We start from the raw sequence: 22,272 nt of genomic DNA on the forward strand, positions 1-22,272 counted from the left end.
TTATCGAACCACAGAGACGCAGAGAACACAGAGATATCACAAAAATATCGAGTAATTGAATTAATACTTACAAAAGCAATTCTTGCGTAACTTCTTGGTCTGATAACTGATTAACTTCCTTTAAAATCTGTGCTAGGGCATCATTTTCTGCTTGCTCAATTTGTTGCTCGCTCACTTTTTGGGCGAGTTCAGCAATGGTCGGATTTTCAAACAGATAACGGAGAGGAAAATCTAGAGAAAAAGCTTCTCTTAATCGAGAAATCACTTGTGTAGCTAGTAAAGAATGTCCCCCTAACTCAAAAAAGTTATCGTGAATTCCAACCTGTTTTACTTTGAGAACTTCAACCCAAATCGTGGCTAATTCTTGTTCGGTAGATGTGCGAGGAGCAACAAAATCAACCTCTAGATTTCTTTGGGAAGTATCTGGGGCCGGCAAAGCACGGCGATTGATTTTACCGTTAGGAGTTAGGGGAAACGCTTCCAGAAATACGAAAGCAGCAGGAATCATGTAATCTGGTAGCTTTTTATTGAGGAAATTTCGTAAGCTGCTTGGTGAACTATCCTTCGCAACAATATAAGCTACTAGGAATTTCTTCCCTGATTCATCTTCCCGCGCAATAACTACAACTTGCTTGATGTCAGGATGTTGAGTTAAAATCGCTTCAATTTCTACTAATTCAATGCGAAAACCGCGAATTTTTACTTGTGTATCAATTCGACCGAGAAATTCCAGATTCTCATCAGGGAGACGGCGGACTAAATCTCCGGTTTTGTAAAGGGTATCTCCCTCAATAAAAGGATTAGAAATAAATCTTTCGCGGGTTAATTTCGTTTGATTTAAGTAACCTTTAGCAACACTTGCTCCACCTACATATAGTTCACCAGTAATACCAATTGGAACTCTATGTAAATTCTCATCTAGTATGTAAACTGTCCTATCACCGATGGGTTTACCAATAGGAATTGAATGCACATTTTCAGCAAGTTGTTTAGGAACCGGGTAACAAGAAGTAAATACTGTACATTCCGAAGGGCCATAAGCATGAATAATTTGGGTTCCCGGCAATAGTTCTAAGGCACAACGAACATGAGATACAGAAACGGATTCTCCCCCAAACAGCAGTTGTTTTATCCCTGACAAACCTTGTGGCATTGTATCAATCATGAGATTGAATAGAGCGGTAGTCAGAAACAGAATGTTAATCCCTTGTTCTTGGATGATGCGGCTTAAGCCCTCTGGCGTAGGAATTTTGTCTGGGTAAAGCACACAATGCCCACCGTAAAGCAAGGGCGGCCAAAGTTCTAGGGTTAGTGCATCCCAGGAAATCGATGAATGTTGTAGCCAAATCTGTTCTGCATCAAGGTGAATATAATCAACCCCAAACATAAAACCAATAATGCTACGATGAGCAACTTCTGTTCCCTTTGGTGTTCCCGTTGAGCCAGAGGTATAAATGATATAAGCTAAGTTTTCTAGATTAACTTCACTGAGCAAATTGTCTTCTTTGTGTTGAGCAATTATTTCCCAATCTGAGTCAAGATTAACTACAGTTTGATTATTGAGTGGAAGTCTATTTTGTAAATGAGTTTGTGTTATCAAGATGGGCGTTTGTACATCTTCTAGCATGAACGCCAGTCTTTCGGAAGGATAAGCGGGATCTAGTGGAACGTAAGCCCCACCCGCTTTGAGAATAGCGAGTATTCCGATTACCATTTCTAGCGATCGCTCTACACAAATTCCCACCCGGACTTCGGGTTTAACTCCCAGTGATTTCAAGTAATGGGCTAACTGATTGGCGCGGTTATTTAATTCCCGATAAGTTAAATCTTGCGTTTCATACACAACTGCTATGGCATCGGGACTTTTTTCTACCTGTTCTTCAAATAAAATATGAATACATTTGTAATTGATAGAGTCTATCTGCTGGTGATTTTCTAGCAAAATTAACTGTTTTTCTTCATCTGCACTCAGTATAGATAATTGAGAAATATATTGTTGTAAATTAGTTGCAATTCCTGCTAGCAATGTTTGGAAATGTCCAATCATGCGGGCAATTGTCTGCTCCTCGAAGCAGCTAGTATCATAAACAATCCTGCCAGATAATTGTGAATCAGGATTAATAACTACCGTAAGAGGATAATTCGTGCGTTCAAAACAACTAATATGACTAATTTCTAAAGTTTTTTTGGTTTCTTGTTTAGCAGAATCTAGCGGATAGTTTTCAAATACTAAAATACTTTCAAACAGTGGCAATCCTGTCGGAATATCACTCAGTTGTTGAATTTCTGCTAGTGAACAATAAGCATACTGTTCTTGTTCTAATGCTTGGATTTGTAATTGCTTAAGCCAGGATAATAATTGTGTTTTTCCACTGACTTTTGTCCGTATGGGGAGAGTGTTGATAAATAGTCCTACCATTGAGTCTACTTGCTCAAGCGTTGGTGGACGGCCGGATACAGTCGCACCAAAGACTATATCGCTTTCCCCACTGTAACGGGAAATTAGTAACGCCCATGCTCCCTGCACCAAATTATTCAAAGTTAAATGGTGCTGTCGCGCCGCATATTGCAATTTTTCAGTTACCGTTTGGGATAATTGAAAACGTTGCTCATTATATGTTCCCTGTTCCCTGTCCCCTGTTCCCTGTCCCCTGCTCCCTCCCAATGAAGTAGGAACTTCAAATCCCTGGAGAGTTTCTTGCCAAAATTTCTTTGCTCGATCAATATCCTGTTGCTGTAACCACTGAATATACTCTCGATAGGGGCGAACGTGTTGGAGGCGTAAATGTTCGCCTCGCTGATGTGCTTCATAGAAAGCTAAAACTTCTTTGAGGATAATCTGCATCGACCAACCATCAAAGAGGATATGATGATGACTCCAAATAAATTGGTAAGTATAGTCCTCTAGTTGGATGATGGTGAAGCGCATCAGAGGAGCAACATCCAGTTCAAATCCTTTTTGGCGATCGCCTGACAAAAAATTCTCTAGATGCTGTTGTTGTTCATCGGGCGTAAAATGCCGCCAGTCCAGTTCTTCCCACGGTAGATTCACTTGCTTACTAACCATTTGCAAGGGCTTTTCTATCTCTTCCCAATAGAAGGAACTGCGTAAAATTGGGTGTCGTGCAACAACCTGTTCCCAAGCTTTCTGGAAAGCAGTAAAATTCAATTTCCCAGAGAGGATGCAAAGCAACTGCTCAAAATAAACTTCTGATTCTGGTGCATAAAGGGTATGAAACAGCATCCCCTGCTGCATGGGCGAAAGTTCATAAAGGTCTTCGATATTGTTCATGAAACTACCTCTGGATTGGGGATTGGGGAAGGTGGGGCCCCCTCTGGGGATAAGGGGTAATGGGGACTGGGGACTGGGGAGAATAAAAAATGATTCTTGACTAATGACCAATACTTCGACTTACCTCGGCTCCGCTCAGCACGGGTCGCTCAGTACAAGTGACCAATGACAAATGACTACTTCGTTTTATTTTTTTTGATTTTGGTCAGGAATTTGTCAAGCTGTTTTTGGCTGAGTCTGGCTGCTGAGAAGTCTGAAGGTGTATGACCGATCGCATCAGGAGATTGACAGTGGGTAATGAGCGATCGCAATGCCTCCATAAACCTAAAGGCCAAATGCTCAATGGTTTCTCGTTTATGAATTTTCTCGCTGTAAGCCCAGGTCATTTCCAGCCTTCCTGCACGAATGAATCCGCTTACTCCTAACAGGTGGCTGCGCTGATTAAGTAAACTCTGTTGGGCTTTGAATTCTTGAGCCAAACCCAATACAGCAGATGCCTTCAGCACCTGATCGAATTGACCAAGGTAGTTAAAACTTACTTGTGCTTGGGGTAAATCCTGTAATTTCGTGCGGATTGTGTCATCCGGGTGCAAATATCGCAACACACCATAGCCTATACCCCGGTTGGGGATGCGCCGCAGTTGTTCTTTAACTAACTTTAAAACTTCTCCTGGATGGTCAACTTCTTCTAGCTGTAAATGAACGGGGAATAAAGTAGTAAACCAGCCTACAGTCCGCGACAAATCCACATCTTCAAACAAGTCTTCCCGTCCATGTCCCTCTAAATCAACAAGCAGGGAACGTTCTCCCGTCCATTGAGCAAAGCTTTGCGCTAGGGCAGTCAACAGCACATCATTAATTTGAGTGTTGTAGGCAGAGGGTACATCCTGCAAAAGGGCGCGGGTCTGTTCTTCAGTTAAAGAAAGTGACACAGAAGCAGTTGAGGCTATGGTGTTGTCCTCTTCACCTGAAGGCTTGTACTGAGCGGAGTCGAAGTGATAATCTACTGGCAAGGCGGTCACTTTCAAGCTAGACTCACTTAGCCAGTAATCTAGTTCATCTTTAATCGCCTTTGATTTTGCGTATTCTGTGAGGCGATCGCTCCAATATTGAAAGGAAGTTGTCTTAGGTGGTAGTTTAATCGCTTCGCCACGGCTGATTTGCTGGTAAGCCGTAGCCAAGTCTTCGAGCAAAATCCGCCAGGAGATTCCATCTACTGCTAAGTGATGGATGATGAACAGTAAGCGTCCAGGTTGATCATTGCCCAACCTAAACAACACCACTCGTGCGATCGCTCCGGTAGATAAATTCAAACTAGCTTGGAGTTCCACATCGGCCGCTTTCATCGCTGTTTGTTGTTCTTCTACCGACAGGTGCGACAAATTGATGACGCTAAATAATTCGTAATGGGCTACGCCCCGCTTCGCTAACGTAATTCGTAATTCGTAATTAAACTGCTGCCAGTTTTCGCCTTCTTGAACAAACCGCAGACGCAAAGCATCGTGATGCACTAACAATTGTTGCACGACTTGCTGCAATAGCTCTGGTTGCAAGTCTGGCGGCACTTCTAGCAGGGCTGATTGGTTAAAGTAATCAGGTTCGGGCAAATTCTGCTCGAAAAACCACTGTTGGATGGGTGTCAGCGCCACAGAGCCAGTTACTAACCCTTGTTCAGCTTTTACTTGGCGAGTGATACCTGCCACGGCAGCTAACTCAGCAATGGTTTGGTACTTAAATAGCTGTTTAGGGGCAATTTGGATACCCGCTTGATTGGCACGGGAAATTACCTGAATGCTGAGGATAGAGTCGCCGCCCAGTTCAAAGAAGTTATCGTGGATGCCGACTTGTTTTAGTCTTAAAATTTCCGACCAAATTGCCGCTAATCTCTCTTCTGTAAGGGTTTGGGGCGCAACAAAGTTATCTTCTGCGCTTTGGGAGAGGTCGGGGGCTGGGAGAGCGCGATAATCTACCTTGCGGTTAGGTGTCATTGGTAGCGTTTCCAGTAGCACAAACGCCGCCGGAATCATGTAGTTCGGTAGTTTATGTTTGAGGAAATCGCGTAGTAGAGGTGCAAGGCCTTGCGTCCCTACAGTCGATTCCATCTGCTGTGGAACAACATAAGCCACGAGTCGCTTTTGTCCGGGGATATCTTCACGGGCAATAACCACAGCTTGCAACACTTGTGGGTGTTGACGTAGCACTGCCTCAATTTCTCCCAACTCAATGCGGAAGCCACGAATCTTCACCTGATTGTCAACTCGACCAAGATATTCTAGGTTGCCATCTGCGCGAAATCGTGCTAAATCCCCTGTTTTATAAAGGCGATCAGATTCGGAATTCTCGATAAATTTTTCCGCCGTAAGTTCAGGACGTTGCCAATATCCTCTAGCTAATCCGGCTCCGCCAATGTGCAGTTCTCCGGGAACTCCTATAGGTACAGGTTGCAGATATTGATCCAGAATATAAACTTGAACATTACTGATGGGTCGTCCAATGCTAACAGAGGTGGCTGCTGGGGTTAAGGGATTTAAGGTAGTTATAACCGTTGCTTCCGTTGGCCCGTAACTATTAAGTAATTGGGGTGGATGGGAGAAGTGAGCAATACTACTGTGCCAGCGCTTCACTTTTTCGAGTTGAGCTTCTTCTCCGCCAATAATCACCATTCTGAGACTTTCGGGAATTCGGGAATCTTCAGAGGTAAGTTCTGCTACTAACTGATGCCAGTAAGCTGTGGGAAGATCCAAAACAGTTAACTGCCATTCTCGGCAACACCGCCAAAATTCATCGCTGGAGTGCAGCATTTCTCCGGTTCGCAGTACTAATGTTGCGCCGACCGAAAGACAAGGTAAGATTTCTTCAATAGATGTATCAAAACAGATAGATGCAAATTGCAGAATTTTATCGCTTGCATTAATTCCATATTCATGCATAGCAGTGATGACAAAATTCATCAATGACTGATGTTCAATCATCACCCCCTTGGGTTTACCTGTGGAACCAGAGGTGTAAATAATGTAGGCGAGGTTATGGGGCTGAACGTTACTAGTAGGATTGGCTGTACTGTGTTGAGCAATTATTTCCCAATCCGTATCTAAACAGATTGTTTTTCCAGCATAATCTGGTAGTTTGTCCTCAAATCTTTCTTGAGTTAGCAGAATGCTCAGTTGCGTATCTTCGAGAATATCAGCCAGTCGCTCTTGAGGATAAGCTGGATCGAGGGGAACGTAAGCACCCCCCGCTTTGAGAATTCCGAGTAAACCAACAATCATCTCCAAAGAACGCTCAACGCAGATACCGACTAAGGTTTCTGATTTGACTCCCAAACTTTGCAGATAGTGGGCTACTTGATTGGCGCGATCGCTCAATTCGCGGTAAGTTAACTGTTGACCTTCTTGCTGAATAGCTACAGCATTGGGAGTTAACTCCACCTGAGCCGCAAATAACTCATGGACACATTCCTGAGACGGATATTCCCTGTGAGTCTGATTCCACTCGACCAGTAATTGCTGCTGAGTCTGCGTTAGCAGTGATAATTCTGAAACTCGTTGCTCTGGGTTAGCTACAATCCCCTCTAGTAAAGTTTGATACTGCTCTGCCATCTGTTGGATTGTAGCAGCGTCGAATAAATCGGTGTTGTATTCCCAAATAACACTAATTCCTTTTTCCCCACCATGTTGCGGGATCAGAACTACATCAAGATCAAACTTTGTTGATTTGTTGCTGAGGGCTACATTTGTTTTGATGTTCAACTCTGGGAGAGTTAAGTCTGGACGGGGAGAATCATGGAAACTGAACATCACTTGAAACAGGGGATTATAACTCAGGTTCCGTACTGGCTTGAGAACCTCTACGACCTTATCGAAGGGTAAATCCTCGTTAGCAAAGGCTTCCAGACTGACTTGGCGGACTCGATCTAGTAACTCGCGAAATGTGGGATTCCCAGACAAATCGGTGCGTAAAACCAAATTATTAACAATCATGCCAATTAATTTTTCTGTCTCGCGCATCCGCCGATTGGCAACAGCTGTCCCCACACAGAGATCGTCCTGTCCGGTGTAGCGGCGCAACATTACTAAAAAAGTTGCCAGCGTCGTCATGAATAAGGTGATTCCCTCTTGACGGCTGAGGACTCTCAAAGATTCGCATAAGCTAATGGGCAACTCTACCCTGACTTGAGCGCCGTTGTAAGTTTGTTCTGCTGGGCGCGGGCGGTCATAGGGTAATTCCAGCAGAGGCGGACTACCAGATAACTGTTGCTGCCAATAAGCTAATTGAGCTTTGGCTTCCTGGCTTTTAACCCACTCTCGCTGCCAATGGGCATAATCTGCAAACTGGAATGTTAATTCCGGTAGTGGTGAATGATTACCCAAACAGAAGGCTTGATAAAGTTCCAGGAACTCATTCAAGAACACATTGTTGAAAGACCAGCCATCATGAACCATGTGATGTTCGATGTGGATCAAAAGATGGTCTTGGTCGCTCAACTTCAACAATAACCACCTGACTAACGGCAGTTTATCTAAGTAGAAGGGCTTTTGCACCTCTGCGTCAAATAGGCGCTGACTTTCTGCTTCTTGCTCAGACTCAGGAAATGTCTGGAGGTCTACCACTGCTAAGCTGATTGCTTCGGCTGGATGGATTACCTGAAATAACCGTCCATCTACTGCCGGAAAAGTCGTGCGGAAGATTTCATGCCGTCGGACAATCTCGCTCAGGCACTGCTCTAATGCTGCTACATTCAGTTTTCCGGTAAATCGCAGAGTTACTTGAGCTTGATAGGCAGTACTTTCAGGAGCTACTTCTTGAATGAAATATACTCGCTCTTGAGCAAAGGAAGCAGGCAAGTATCCTGTGCGTGAAATTGGTTGCATAGCAGGACGTTGCAACTGTTGTTTGAGGTGGCTGTGCTGTTCAATCAGCCCAGCTAGACCCGCTATGGTAGGATTGGCAAAAATGTGGTGAAAGAATAACTCGACTTGGAAACCTTCGCGGATGCGGGAAAGCATCTGAACTGCTATTAAGGAATGACCGCCCAAATTGAAAAAGTTGTCATAGATTCCTATCTGCTCAAGTCCCAATAACTCAGCCCAGATGCTGAAGAGTGTTTCTTCAGTAAAGTTACGAGGTGCGATAAAGGTTTCTTCAAGCTCAGGGCGTGAGCGATCGCACGCTGGAAGATTTTGACGATCAACTTTACCATTAGGAGTAAGGGGCAAGGAGTCTAGGATTATAAAGACTGCCGGAACCATATAGTTAGGCAGTTTTTCTTGAAGAAAGCGTTTGAGGGTAGTGACGCTCACATCAATTTGGTTAGGGACAATATAGGCTACGAGGCGCTTATCACCAGGGATGTCTTCACGGGCGATTACCACTGCTTGCTCTACATCAGGGTATTGACTCAAAAGCGCTTCAACTTCTCCCAGTTCAATACGGAAGCCGCGAATCTTCACCTGATGATCGATTCGCCCCAAAAATTCAATGTTGCCATCTGGTAAGAAGCGGGCTAAATCGCCAGTTTTGTATAATCTACTCCCTTCTGCTTTCTCAAAGGGATGCGGAATAAATTTTTCTTTGGTTAATTCTGGGCGGTTCAAGTAGCCTCTAGCCAAGCCATCGCCACCAATATACAATTCGCCAGCAGTACCAATCGGAACTAGTTGCTGATCTTGATCGAGAATATATACCTGAGTGTTGGCGATCGCTCGACCAATCGTCAGTTGAGTGCCGCCAGTATATTCTGCTACTGTGGCACAGACTGTCGATTCCGTTGGGCCGTAAGCATTAAAGAAGCGCCGCCCTTTTGCCCATTCAGCTATCAGCTTCGGATTACAAGCTTCTCCGGCGACGATAATGTTTTGCAAGTTGGGCAATTCCTCTTTTGGTAACGCTGCTAGCGCTGTGGGTGGTAGTGTTACCTGAGTTATTGATTGCTCGCGCAAAAATTGCATTAAATCTGTTCCTGGGCGCAAGGAATCTTGAGTTCCCAGGTAAAGGCTAGCTCCTGAACACAGAGCCATGAAAATTTCCCAAACTGAAGCATCAAAGCTGAAAGAAGCAAACTGGAGAACACGGCTGTTTTGCTGTACATCAAACAGTTTTATTTGTGCCTGGATTAGATTACACACGCCTTGATGCTGAATCAGCACGCCTTTGGGTGTTCCTGTTGACCCTGATGTATAAATTACATAAGCCAGATTTTCTAGTGCAACCCCACTACTAAGATTCTCGTTGCCCTCTCTGTGAAAAGATTCCTTATCATTCAGACAAACCAACTTTGCCCCGCTTGCAGTCAACTCTTCAACGAATTTTTCTTGGGTTAACACCACCTGGACTTGTGAATCTGAGAGCATGAACGATAGACGCTCTTTAGGATAGGTTGGATCTAGCGGCACATAAGCTCCACCCGCCTTGAGGATGCCCAACATTCCTATAATTATTTCTAGCGATCGCTCAACGCAAATTCCTACCAGCACCTCTGGTTTTACACCCAAACTTTGTAGATAATGTGCTATTTTATTGGCTCGGTGGTTCAACTCTTGATAAGTTAGTTGTTCCTCCTTGAACACAACAGCGATACTGTGTGGAGTTTTTTCTACTTGTGCTTCAAATAGCTGATGTATACATAGATGCTTGGGATAATCTACCTTTGTATCATTCCATTCAAATAATATTTTATGTAATTCCTGCTCAGTTAAAGCAGAAGAATCATCAATAGATTGAGTAGAGTTAATTACAATTTTTCTCATAAACTTAGTATACAAATTGTGATAGTTCAATAGTAAGCAACCTAATATTATTTTGTTTTACTTTTGTTGATTTTGGCTATATTCCACAGCTACTATCTTCAGAGTTCGCGCAACTTAGTCTTTGAATAACTGATGAATACATTTTTCAAATATAAGCTAAGTATTTGCTGAATGCATATTTACAATTTTCATAAGTCTATCAAATTCATATGTTGACAAAGCTTTAAGCCACTTTGTAATTATAAAAACTCACATAAAATTTGAGTTTTTAGGTTTGAAATCTGTTGCAAAATTTTATATTTACTTCTAATTATAGAGCATTATAATTGATTAACTTTAATAATGGCCTTTGAGGTTTTAATCCGGTGCGATCAGAACTCAGAGGCCATTCTATTTGTTAAAAAATTAAGCGTGACCACGCTTAATTTAGTAGCATTCTGCCTGGAATTTCAACGAATGTAATAGTGAAATTATTCCTCGACGATTTCAATTGTTTTTGGAGCCTGAACTTCTTCCGTATCAATAATAACCTCTGGGCTAAGTTCATTTTTTAGCTTGAGTTTTAGCTCTTCTGAAATGGGCAAATCTTTAATTTCTTTGAGGAGGAATCTTACGGATTCGGTTTTACTACGTTCATTATAGATAGCCTTGAGAACAGCTTCAATTCCATATCCCGCTACAGTATCCCCTACAACCGTTATCAGACCAAGCAACCCTATACCTCCAACAATGCCAAATGGCCCTCCCAAGGCTGTGAGGGCAGCAACAATAGCAGCATTACTACCTGCTGATGTGACTGTTAAAATCACGAGAATTATGCCGGGAAGACCCAGACCAGCAAGCTTTTTAACGATTTCGTCCATTGTAATTACCTAAAATCCTTTCTTGGTTAAAACATTACTAAGGGTATGAGAACAGAGTCTTTGTAAATAAAGAAACCTCTCTCAAAAACTAGACTAAGCTAAATAAGAGCCATTCACATTCAGATTGGGTTAATATTTTGAGTTTTACCTCTAATTCACCACCATTTGATAGTTCGATTTGGTTGGGGTTCCAATCGCCGTTCAATTCTTCCCAGTACTCAGTTCCTAGTCCCTAATCCCCAGTCCCCAATTCAATCAAAGCGATCGCTAATTTTTCCATTTACAGCAGAGATAGCTACTGTTCTTGGTGAGGCTAAATAATTTTTGCCCGTTGGATCGCCACTACGTCCTTTAAAATTGCGATTGGTTGCATAAATCCCTGTTTCTTCTTTTACCAAAACCCCAAGTCCAGAATTGATACAAGCCCCACAACCTGTCTTGAGAATCTGCGCCCCTGCTTGTTCAAAAATGTCGAGATAACCCAACTCTTGGGCTTGTTCTCTAATTTCAATGGTTGCAGGTACAATAAACAAATTTACACCGTCTGCCAGTTGGCGACCTTTCAAAACTTCGGCTGCTTGAGCTAAATCGTAGAGTTTACCCCCGGTACAAGAGCCAATAAAAGCTTTGGTAATTGCAATGTCTTCTAACTGACTAATGGCAACTACTTGATCTGGTTTCGGAGGACGTGCAACTTGTGGTTCCAAATTACTGAGATCAAATTGATAAACCCTTTCGTACTCAGCATCAGCATCACCGATAATCTCTTCAAATTCTTGTAAGCTACGGTTTTTTACATACTCACGGGTCACCTCATCAGGAACAATCAAACCACATATTGCACCACACTCTACAGCCATATTGGCTAGAGTTAACCGTTCATCAAAGGGCAGTTGTGCCAGGATTGACCCTCTAAATTCCATGACTTTACTAGTAGCACCAGCACAGCCGATTTTTCCCAGGATAAACAGGATAATATCTTTGGCACTGATTTTAGGAGGCAAGGTTCCAGACAACTCAAATACAAGAGTTGGAGGAACACGAATCCACATATCTCCTGTGGCATAAATATTAGCCATATCCGTGGTTCCTACCCCTGTGGAAAAGGCTCCCAATGCCCCGTATGTGCAGGTATGAGAATCTGTGCCAGCAATCACCATTCCTGGCCGGACAAACCCTTTTTCCGGAAGTAAAACGTGACAGATGCCTGCTGCTTCGCCTGGGGAAACCACATCAAATAGGTGGCATCCTTGGACTTTCGCAAACTCAATCATCTGTTCATACATCAGATTGGCTCCGTTATCAGCACGGATATCGTTGACTTGGATAAAGTGATCGGCTACCAAAACCACCTTTTGGGAGTCCCACAACTTTGCCCCTTCTCCATACTGTTTATAAAATGTCTTGGCCACAGGCCCAGCCACAGCATCATGAGATAAGGCTAAATCGACTTGGGCAAAAACCACTTCTCCAGGCTGGACATAGGAATTTCCAGAGGCTTTGGCCAGGAGTTTTTCTACTAAAGTCATGGGTCGGGTCGGGGTTAAGCTGCGAGGAGTGGTAATCTTTCCCTGACGACGCAGCTGATTAAAAGACATTAAACCACCGACTGCTGCGATCGCATCAACTACAGGATTTTCCTGTTTCTCCCCCAGAATTTCTAGAGATAGTCCAATATTGATGCTATTACGATAAAAAATTTCGGCGAACGATCGCGCCCGAATCTTTTTAATTCCCGCAGCTTGGAGGGCAATGGGGGCAACTTCTCGACTCGAACCACACCCAAAATTTTCTCCTGCTTCAATCACGTCGTATTTCAGCAGTTCACCTTCACCAATAATATGTTCTAAAGCATAGTGTTTTAAGCGATCGGGGTGATCATTGGTCGCTCGATTGGCAGGAATAATATCATCGGTATTGATATCATCTCCAAGGTGCAAAACGTTATTTGCCTTACTCATGCATGAAGCACTCCTAATTGAGAATGTTGTACTACTGAAAGTTCTTCAAGCAAAAGGTTAATTAAGGTTGCAGTGTTAACTAAAATTTCTTCTCCTTGGGTAAACAAATCAGCTGTTCGGTATCCCTTAGCTAAAATTCTGTCCTGCGCTGCAATAATCCGTTGAGCAGCCTGCACTTCTCCCCATTGCTGAAGCATTAAAATACAGGCTGCAAGGGTTCCGAGAGGATTAGCAATTCCCTTGCCAGCAATGTCTGGGGCTGTACCGTGAATTGCTTCGTACAGACCAAATCCATTAGCGTTAAGACTCGCCGATCCTAATAAGCCAATTGAGCCAACTAATGCACCGCCAATATCGCTGAGAATATCTCCAAACAGATTACCCGCCAAAATTACATCAAACCTTTGGGGATTCAGAACCATTTGCATGGCTAAGTTATCTACCAGCATTGGCTCAACGGTAACCCCTGGAAACTGTGTAGCTTCTTCTTGAACTAGACGAGTCCAAGGCAAATGAGGTAAGGCGTTTTCTTTGTGGGCTACGGTGAGTAGTCCTCGGCGGTATTGGGCTTGCTCTAAGGCCTTACGAGCTATCCGACGAATTTCTTCATCGTAATAGCGCATCGTATGGTAGCCGTAATTTCCTTGTTCATCTGAGGAACGTCCAGACGGGCCAAAATAGATGCCACTGACCAGTTCTCGAACGACAAGAATGTCGACTCCTTGAATTTTCTCTGACCGAAGGCTAGATTTATGCAGGAGGCTTTTAACGCTACTGATCGGGCGAAGATTGCAAAAAAAGTCGAAGTGCTTTCGGAGTTCTAATAGTCCACCTTGGCTAACCGCACCAAATACAATACCATCGGCTCCATCGCACAGTTCGGCAGTGGCTTGAGGGAAGTAACTACCAAATTCCTCAAAGGCAGTTGCACCAAGCCAGCCATAGTCTACCTGCAAGGTAAATCCTTCAATTTTAGCGACGTGTTGCAGAATTTTTAAGGAAGCTTCTACAACTTCTGGCCCAATTCCTTCCCCAGGAATAGCGACGATTCGATAAGATGGCTTACTTAAAAACCCCATTTTGCTAGAACTCCAAGACCTGGTTATTTTACATACTTATTCAGAAAACCTCGGATTTAGTTTGTCAAAATACTACACAACTCATCAATTTGTTGACTTTTTTCTTGAATCAGTACATTACCTAAAACTTCTAACTGCCGCACATTTTCTGGCTTGGTATTATCTATTTCCTCTAGTTCACTTTTTAAAAATGTTTGGAATCGATAATAAGAGTTTTTATTCCCTTTATTGTTAGCCTCAAACAAACGTTCTAATTCTCCAGCTACTACTTCGCTCCCACCGTCAAGCACCATATTTAACAGTGGTTTTGCCCATTGTAATAGTCCCCATTTTTTAACTTCGTCGTAAGGGTAAATACTCGTTAGGGAACCAGTACCCAAAGATACTAATAAGATATCTTCTGTATTCAAGACTTGTTTGTTTTCTTGTCTACTAATTTGCGCTTCTAAAATAGCTAAATTAGCTGGGTTATTAGCGACTATTCCACCATCGACTAAAGTATAGAAGCCATTGGTATTATGAGAACTGGCAACACGATGGGGAGCGAAATAAGTCGGTGTTGCACTAGTTGCTAATGCTGCATCTGTCAGCGTAAAACCTCCGCATAACTTGCGGAACTTTTTCGATTCTGTCTGTTGTTTTTCTAGTTTGTTAGTAAAGAATATTGGAATTCGCTGCTCGATGTCGTAGCTAGTTACAAAAACTTCTTTGAGATTATTTTCTAGAGGAGTATCACCAAAATATTGCCTAATAATTTCTTCTCTGCCTTCAGAAGAATATTTTGGTTGGGCGAATATGTCCTCTAACTGACCGAGTACTTGTTCCCAGAATGGTTCGTAAAATATCTCGGCCCCATACTCAATATATATTTGCAGCAGATCCTCAGCGCTATATTGGGCCGTGGGTGAGCTATCAATTGCCTCTAAATCTAATCGGGGTTTAGTTAATCCGAGTGCCAGAATTCCGCCGCTGGATGTGCCAGAAATTAAATCGAACAAACTAAAAATTGGCTTTTGTGTCCGCTTTTCAATTTCTGCTAGTACCAGTGCTGGGATAATGCCGCGAATACCGCCGCCATCAATAGCAAGGATTTTATATTTGGGATTGGCTTTTGTATTCATAGTTGTTGGCGATCGCTCCTGAGTGAATGTTTCTGCTTGTTGCTGTTGGATATTGACTGGAACTGTTTCGGCTTTCCCCTCTTGTGGTTGGGGAGTTGGAATGCTCGCAGATTTTTCGCTCTGTCTTTTTGTCCCTTTTCTTCCCTTTGGCTGACGCTCGTTTGTCGCCTCAGCCGGGATGTCAGTTTCCACAATTAGGGGAACTTCAACTGACTCCTGCTGGAGCGCAATTACTTCAACGGAGACAACCTCTGAAGCTAACTGGCTTTCTGACTCTTGCACCACAGTTTCTACAGGTTTTTCTGCCTCGGAACTACTGACTGTCTGATCTTGTCCCTCACCCTCGTTTGATGATTGTGTAATTCCAAATGGAAGTTGTGCTATGTCCCAGTTGGGATTGCCACGCAATTTGCCATCATGACCATTTCCAGTCTGGTCTTTTACGCTTACCCCTTGTCCTTCATTTAATGTCCAGTAAGCAACTAATCCTTGTTTATTACCGACTAGAGGCTGATAGCGATGGCTCTGGATTTCCACTGGAGGACAGGGGTAATTCCAGACGCTAATGTTAGCTAATTGACCTGTGAAGTAGATGTTGTTGTGTAAAGTCGCGCCCAGAGTTACAGGACTAGTTGCTTTGTTTAAAGAGTCACCTGTAAAATAGCCAAAATACTCATGCTCATCTAGATATATGCTTAGTTGACCTTTATTGAAAACAATGGCAAAGAAGTGCCATTGTCCGGCAGTTAATTCTCCATTGCCAAAAGTTTTGATAACCTTCTCATTATTCTCATCAATGTATACATCCAGGTTCCCTGATTCACTGATGCCGAACTCAAAATTATCACTATATCGATCTGAAGAACGGGCAAAAAAAACATTGCGCGTCCCGTATGTAGTGGCTTGATTTGTTAACTGACGAGGGTTCACCCATCCGGAAATCGTAAAGGCTGAACTTCCCTGAGCAAAAACACCACCAAAATCGTTTTTGCCAAAATCTATGTAATCATCTTTACCATTAAACGTCAGAACTGATTGGCTATATACCTGGTTTGTCACGATATTTTAAACTCCAAATAAGATAAGTGATAATTAATAAATGTACTACTATAGATAAATTGTTTATAAATATTAGATTAGGAGCTATACCCTGTTGGTAAAGATATTTAGTTACCTCTACTAAACGTATTTTTTAAAAAATATTATTTATTAACAAACGAAGCCTAAATATAAATTATCATTTCTAAATAAGTTAGTTTAGTCTATATATTGTAAATTATAAATATATTATATTCAGATTAATAAGAATTTTCGCTTCAGTTTTTTTGCTTAATACTTAATTGTTTTCTAAGTAAGCATTTCGTATTATGTAATTCAATTTATTATATAGGATTTCGATTTAGTTATTAAAAGCATAGTCAGACTGAACAATATTTTTATCCTAGGTTTTATAGCAAATGCTTTTCAGAAATAAAATAGGAAGTATAGGACTTTTATAGGCAATTTTTAGCAAACTATAATGTATTTGTGAGAACTAAAGGTGATTTTGTGATTAAATAAACTAGCTTTTTTAACTAAGTGCTGAGCCTAGACTTTAAAATAATCTCAGCTTTATCAATAAAATGCAATAGCAGTTAAAACAGTTAAGTGGATACTTAAGACAGTTAAGCAGACAGTTAAGACAGTTAAACAGACAGTTAAGACAGTTAAGCAGACAGTTAAGACAGTTAAGACAGTTAAACAGATAATTAAAATATTTAAAACAGTTAATAAAGAATAATTACTAACTGTAACTTTTTTGTATTTAGAGAGTCGTACAATTGACGATCTGTGTAAAGTGGGCGATCGCCTGACCCATCTACCCAATACTCAAGGGCATGAAACCCTGTAACCCTTGTTCTGCATCATCTATGGTGGGAAACCCGTAGAGTGTGGCTTAAACTCAATTGGGCAAGACAAAGGGGCAATTGTTGTCCCTTCCGCATAGCTGCCCTCTGCTTTGCCCGAAGAACAGATAAGAGGAGAGGTTTTAAATTGAATTGGGTTGAGTTATTCTATGACAATCTTGAGAAATACTGTCTGTACTTAAGCTTCTCTTTTTTATCTCGTTGTAAAAATATAATTAAAGATTGCTATTATTTGTAATTTTTTGCTTGTGCCTTTTTAGAATTCAGTAAAAGCACAAAGGCAGATAAAAGAATTAAGTAAATAAATAATATTTTGTTAGCAGAAAAAGACAGTTAAGACAGTTAAGACAGTTAAGTAAATAATAAGTAAAATCTTTATTCAAGAAAGTGATACAATCCAAAGTTAGCTCAAGAGGAGTCTTGAATGGTGCTTGCAAAATTGAATCTTTTATCTTATAAAATTTGAGCATTCTTAATAGTGTCAAACGTAGATAAACTAATTCTTGGTATCATATTAATGAATGTAGGAAATTTATTTGGAATCGATATTGGTTGATCTAATAGTTTTATAATCACCTGCTATATGAGATATCAAGTTGGTGGAAGCCTCCGCGGCGATGATCCTAACTATGTTATTCGTCAAGCAGACGAACAACTTTATGCCAGTTTGAAAGCTGGCGATTTTTGTTATGTCTTCAATTCTCGTCAGATGGGTAAAACATCTTTATTACAACGCACAAGTTATCGTCTAGTGGCACAAAACTATAGTTGTGCATACTTGGATGTGACTAGATTAGGTAGCGAAGATACTACACCAGAACAATGGTACAAAGGGATTATTCTCAGTTTGTTTTACAGCTTCAAGCTGGCAGAAAAGGTTAACTTTAAGGAATGGTGGAATAAGCAATCAGGCATTTCCTTAGTGCAACGGCTGCATCAGTTTGTTGAACAAGTGTTGCTGCCAAATGTCAAGAGTGACTTTCTAGAAGATGGCGAAGCACAGCATATAATTATCTTCATTGATGAGATCGATAGTCTGCTAAGTTTGAGTTTTCCTGTCAGCGACTTTTTTGCCTGGATTCGTTATTGCTACAATCAGCGATCGCATGACGCGAATTTTCAACGCTTGGGATTTGCACTATTTGGAGTAACTAGTCCAACAGACTTGATTGCTGATAAACGTCGCACTCCCTTCAATATTGGTAGAGCGATTGAGTTAGAGGGCTTTAAATTGCATGAAGCTAAACCGTTGCTCAAAGGCTTAGAGCAAGTAGTTAATCAACCCGAATCAGTGCTACGAGAAATTATTTACTGGGGTGGGGGACAACCGTTTCTTACCCAAAAACTCTGTCAGCTAATTGTTCACACTGCTTTAGAGACATCAAAATCAAGAATTGATTTACCTCCAGAAACCGCAGCATTTTGGTTAGAACAATTGGTGCAAACACACATTATCCAACATTGGGAATCGAAAGATGAACCGGAACATCTCCGCACCATCAGAGATCGCTTACTTTTCGATCAACAACGGGCAGGGAGGCTATTAGGACTTTATCAGCAGGTGTTGGAAGCAGAGGAGTTAGCTGATAGCGAAGCATTTGCCGTACCCTCTGATGATAGTCGAGAACAGACAGAACTACTATTAACAGGATTAGTTGAGAGGTACAAAGGCTATCTCAGAATTAAAAATCCCATTTACCGACGTGTTTTTAATGTCCAATGGGTGATCAGACAGTTAGACAATCTTCGCCCTTACTCGCAGACATTTAATGCTTGGGTAGCATCAGCTTTTCAAGATGAGTCACGTTTACTGCGTGGAAAAGCATTGCAAGAAGTCTTAGACTGGAATGTCGGCAAAAGCTTAAGTGATTTAGACTATAAGTTTTTGGCAGCATCTCAACAACTAGAACGTCAGCAAGTCGAACAAAAACTAGAAGCCGAAAGGTTAAAAGCAGTCGAAGCCAGATTAGCTCTCCAACGCCAGAGCGCTCTTCGTCAAAGACGATTGTTAATTGCCGTTAGCTTAGCATTAGTTAGTGCGATCGCTTTAGGAATTTATGCCTTTAATGCCTACCGAGAAGCAGCAATCAACGAGATTCGAGCAATAGCTAGCGCCTCCTCTGGCAGCTTTAATTCCCATCAACATTTAGATGCTCTGGTGCAAGCAATACAAGCACGAGTCAAATTCCAAAGGTTGAATCTTCTTAGTCCAACAGACAAAAATGCTTTGGAACTACAAACCCGCCAGCTATTGGAACAAGCAGTCTATGGGGCTGATGAAGCCAATCGCCTATGGGGGCATCGGGGTATCGTCGTGAGTGTGGCGTTTAGTCCTAATGGTCAATGGGTTGCAACTTCCGGCACTGATCGGACAATCAAAATTTGGCAGCCAGATGGTACTCTACTTAGAACACTGCCGCAGACTACAACAATACATAGTGTTCGGTTCAGCCCGAATAGTCTTTCCTTAGCCGCGGCTGGGCTTGATGGGAATATCTATCTTTGGGCAGTAGACGGTAAACTGCTAAGGACTATCAAAGGGCATACAGCAGCAGTCTGGCGAGTAGTATTTAGCCCAGATGGTCAAATGGTTGCCTCTGCCAGTGGCGATCGCACCGTCAAACTTTGGCGTAGGGATGGAAGTTTAATCAGAACGCTTAAGCATAAAATTGCTGTATGGGGAGTTGCATTTAGCCCAGATGGCCAAACGATTGCCTCTAGTACTGTGGATGGTAATCATTTGCTTTGGCGACTAAATGGAACGGTTATTACTGAATTTAGGGACACAAGGGCAGCCGTTTGGAGCATTGCTTTTAGCCGTGATGGGCGAACTCTTGTTTCTGGCAGTGCTGATAATAAAATACGTTTGTGGAATCTTTCTGGCAAGCTGTTGAAAACTTTAGATGGTCATAAAGCAGAGGTTATTAGCGTTGCGTTTAGTCCGGATGGTCAAACCATTGCCTCCGCTAGTGCAGATAAAACGATTAAACTTTGGCGAGTAGATGGTACTTTGCTCCGAACCTTTGAGGGACACAGCGCGACAATTCGAGGTGTTGCATTTAGCCCAGACGGGCAAACTCTCGCTTCTGCCAGTGACGATAATACTACAAGACTCTGGCGAATTAACTCATCCTTAGCCACACGCCTCAATGGTCACCACGCCCTTATTTGGCGAGTTGCTTTTAGCCCGGATGGTCAAACACTTGCTTCTGTTGCGGGACAAGAGCTTAAACTTTGGCGGCGCTCCGGCTCCTTAGCTAAAACCTTGACTATAGAGGATTCACGATTGCTCAGCCTTACCTTTAGTCCGAATGGTGATACCCTGGCGATCGCAGGAGCGGATGGCATTGTTAGATTATGGCAGATAAATGGTAACAAGAGAAACGCTCTTAAAAGCCAGAATATTGGTATTTGGGATGTGAGTTACAGTCGGGATGGACAAAAATTAGTTACAGTCGGGGATGATTTCACATTAAAACTCTGGCAATTGAACCCGCAAAAGCAATTTCAACTTTATCAAAGTATTCCAGCCCATACTTCTCGCATCTGGGATGTAGACTATAGCCCAGATGGACGCTTCATTACCACCGCCAGTTCTGATGGTACTGTCAAAGTCTGGAGATGGTCACCTGATAATAGGCATATAAATTTGGAGGCAGATAAAACACTAATTGGACACGCCAATGATGTCTGGGGTGTTGCCATCAGCCCTGATAGCCAATTAATTGCCTCTACAGGACGGGATGACACTCTCCGTATTTGGCGAAGTGATGGGACATTAGTCCGTGTCATTCAAGGCCAGACAACTGGATTAACACGAGTTACTTTCAGTCCTGATGGTAAAATCTTGGCAGCAGCCAGCGCTGATGGTAGTGTCAAACTTTGGAAAACTGATGGTACTCTGCTAACGACCCTCAGCGGACATACCTCAAGTGTCCAAACGGTTGCTTTTAGCCCCGATGGCAAAACCCTTGCTTCTGCTGGGGATGACCAAGTTGTGATTCTCTGGAATTTGCAGCAGATTCTGAATCTAAATCTCCTGAAATCTGGCTGCGATTGGGTAGGGAATTATTTACAAACTAATTCAGCTGTAAAAAAAGGCGAATACCATATCTGCAATCACTTTCACAACGCCTTTATTAGTAAATAAGATGCGTTTCCCCTTATTGTTACCTCACATCTTGCACCTGGAAAGTGGAACTTCAGTAACCATTTTTTGATACAGTGATGCTTTGTCGATCGCTGGAATCTCTATGTCCCAGGTATCGCTCCCGCAATCGCTTCAGAAAGACCTACCCCTAACCGCTCTTGCACCCATGCAGGATGTGACAAACCTCTGGTTTATGAAGGTCATTGCCCAGTACGGCAGTCCTGACTACTTCTTCACCGAGTATTTCCGCGTGAATGATACCTCACGGCTCAATCCTAAGATTCTGGCAGCAATCACCGAAAACGACACCGGTCGCCCCGTTTTTGCTCAAATGATTGGCGAAAGCATTCCAGACTTAGTAAGAACAGCCCAGGAACTCTGCGGCTATAATATCGCTGGAGTTGACTTGAATATGGGTTGTCCAGCACCTAGAATCTATCGCAAAAATGTTGGAGGTGGATTGCTGCTCTCACCACATAAAGTGGATCGGATCTTGGCAGAACTGCGGCAGGCAGTGAATGATCGACCTTTGACTGTTAAGATGCGCGTAGGCTTTGAAAATACAGATACATTTTACGAAATTCTAGATATAATTAATCGCCACAGCATTGATTTGCTGAGTTTGCATGGTCGCACGGTGAAAGATATGTACCACGGGGCAGTTAAATATGATTTGATCGCTGAAGCGGTCAGACGAGTCCATTGTCCAGTGCTTGCCAATGGCAATATCCACTCTGCGACAGCTGCCCTATCGGTGCTTTCTCAAACAGGTGCAGCGGGTGTGATGGTGGGACGTTGGGCAATCGGAAATCCTTGGCTTTTTAAACAAATTCGGCAGGCTTTGCAAAGAGAGCCGATCACGCCCGTTCCTTTAGTAGAGGTACGCAACTATATTGATCGTTTATGTCAAACCCCCACAGCGGCAACTATGCCAGTGCGATCGCGTGTAGGCTACCTCAAAATGTTCCTCAACTACATTGCTCTGAGTGTTGACGCTGAAGGTCATTTCCTGCGGCTGATGCGACAGACCCAGACCGAGGTAGAACTGCTTAACCTGTGCGATCGCGTTCTTCTTGCTGATTTGACGAAAACTTTAGCCCTAGCACCCTACTCAGGCGTGTAACTATGGCAAATATTTAGTTCAGCTCATCAG

General features: G+C 42.6%; 8 protein-coding genes. 2 read left to right on the top strand and 6 right to left on the bottom strand.

From position 1 onward, the window contains the following. Positions 1 to 67: 67 nt before the first annotated feature. The 6 genes from WKK05_RS02955 to WKK05_RS02980 all read right to left on the bottom strand — a co-directional run bounded on the left by WKK05_RS02955 (position 68) and on the right by WKK05_RS02980 (position 16,121). A complete protein-coding gene (locus tag WKK05_RS02955) occupies positions 68 to 3,292 on the bottom strand; it encodes an amino acid adenylation domain-containing protein (protein WP_341528318.1) in 3,225 nt (1,074 codons plus the stop codon). A gap of 176 nt (positions 3,293 to 3,468) precedes the next feature. After that, on the bottom strand, positions 3,469 to 10,038 hold the full coding sequence (locus WKK05_RS02960) for an amino acid adenylation domain-containing protein (RefSeq protein WP_341528319.1): 6,570 nt from the start codon (positions 10,036 to 10,038) through the stop codon (positions 3,469 to 3,471). 470 nt (positions 10,039 to 10,508) lie between these two features. Continuing rightward, entirely contained in the window at positions 10,509 to 10,901 is a 393-nt protein-coding gene (locus tag WKK05_RS02965; protein WP_341528320.1) for a hypothetical protein, read from the bottom strand. Between the two features lie 251 nt (positions 10,902 to 11,152). Beyond that, positions 11,153 to 12,862: an aconitase/3-isopropylmalate dehydratase large subunit family protein gene (locus WKK05_RS02970; protein ID WP_341528321.1), complete on the bottom strand. Its 1,710-nt coding sequence runs from the start codon at positions 12,860 to 12,862 to the stop codon at positions 11,153 to 11,155. Beyond that, positions 12,859 to 13,941: a 3-isopropylmalate dehydrogenase gene (gene leuB, locus WKK05_RS02975; protein WP_341528322.1), complete on the bottom strand. Its 1,083-nt coding sequence runs from the start codon at positions 13,939 to 13,941 to the stop codon at positions 12,859 to 12,861. Before leuB ends, WKK05_RS02970 begins: the two co-directional genes overlap by 4 nt. 56 nt (positions 13,942 to 13,997) lie before the next feature. Beyond that, positions 13,998 to 16,121, bottom strand: a complete 2,124-nt coding sequence (locus tag WKK05_RS02980; protein WP_341528323.1) for a patatin-like phospholipase family protein — start codon at positions 16,119 to 16,121, stop codon at positions 13,998 to 14,000. A 1,431-nt stretch (positions 16,122 to 17,552) separates the two neighbouring features. Between WKK05_RS02980 and WKK05_RS02985 the strand changes: the two genes are divergently transcribed. Together WKK05_RS02985 and WKK05_RS02990 are read left to right on the top strand one after the other, a co-directional pair. Then, a complete protein-coding gene (locus WKK05_RS02985) occupies positions 17,553 to 21,119 on the top strand; it encodes an AAA-like domain-containing protein (RefSeq protein ID WP_341528324.1) in 3,567 nt (1,188 codons plus the stop codon). Positions 21,120 to 21,222: 103 nt separating this feature from the next. Continuing rightward, positions 21,223 to 22,242 carry a tRNA-dihydrouridine synthase family protein gene (locus tag WKK05_RS02990; protein WP_341528325.1) on the top strand — a complete coding sequence of 340 codons (1,020 nt, stop codon included), beginning with the start codon at positions 21,223 to 21,225 and terminating at the stop codon, positions 22,240 to 22,242. Positions 22,243 to 22,272 lie beyond the last annotated feature (30 nt).

Origin of the sequence: Nostoc sp. UHCC 0302 (assembly GCF_038096175.1) — a bacterium.
Lineage (GTDB): Bacteria > Cyanobacteriota > Cyanobacteriia > Cyanobacteriales > Nostocaceae > UHCC-0302.

What these genes read in the sequence shown, in the direction of transcription:
- WKK05_RS02970 (WP_341528321.1), bottom strand. Translation starts at nt 12,862, where the DNA reads ATGAGTAAGGCAAATAACGTTTTGCACCTTGGAGATGATATCAATACC.
- WKK05_RS02955 (WP_341528318.1), bottom strand. Translation starts at nt 3,292, where the DNA reads ATGAACAATATCGAAGACCTTTATGAACTTTCGCCCATGCAGCAGGGG.
- WKK05_RS02990 (WP_341528325.1), top strand. Translation starts at nt 21,223, where the DNA reads ATGTCCCAGGTATCGCTCCCGCAATCGCTTCAGAAAGACCTACCCCTA.
- WKK05_RS02960 (WP_341528319.1), bottom strand. Translation starts at nt 10,038, where the DNA reads ATGAGAAAAATTGTAATTAACTCTACTCAATCTATTGATGATTCTTCT.
- WKK05_RS02965 (WP_341528320.1), bottom strand. Translation starts at nt 10,901, where the DNA reads ATGGACGAAATCGTTAAAAAGCTTGCTGGTCTGGGTCTTCCCGGCATA.
- WKK05_RS02985 (WP_341528324.1), top strand. Translation starts at nt 17,553, where the DNA reads ATGAGATATCAAGTTGGTGGAAGCCTCCGCGGCGATGATCCTAACTAT.
- leuB (WP_341528322.1), bottom strand. Translation starts at nt 13,941, where the DNA reads ATGGGGTTTTTAAGTAAGCCATCTTATCGAATCGTCGCTATTCCTGGG.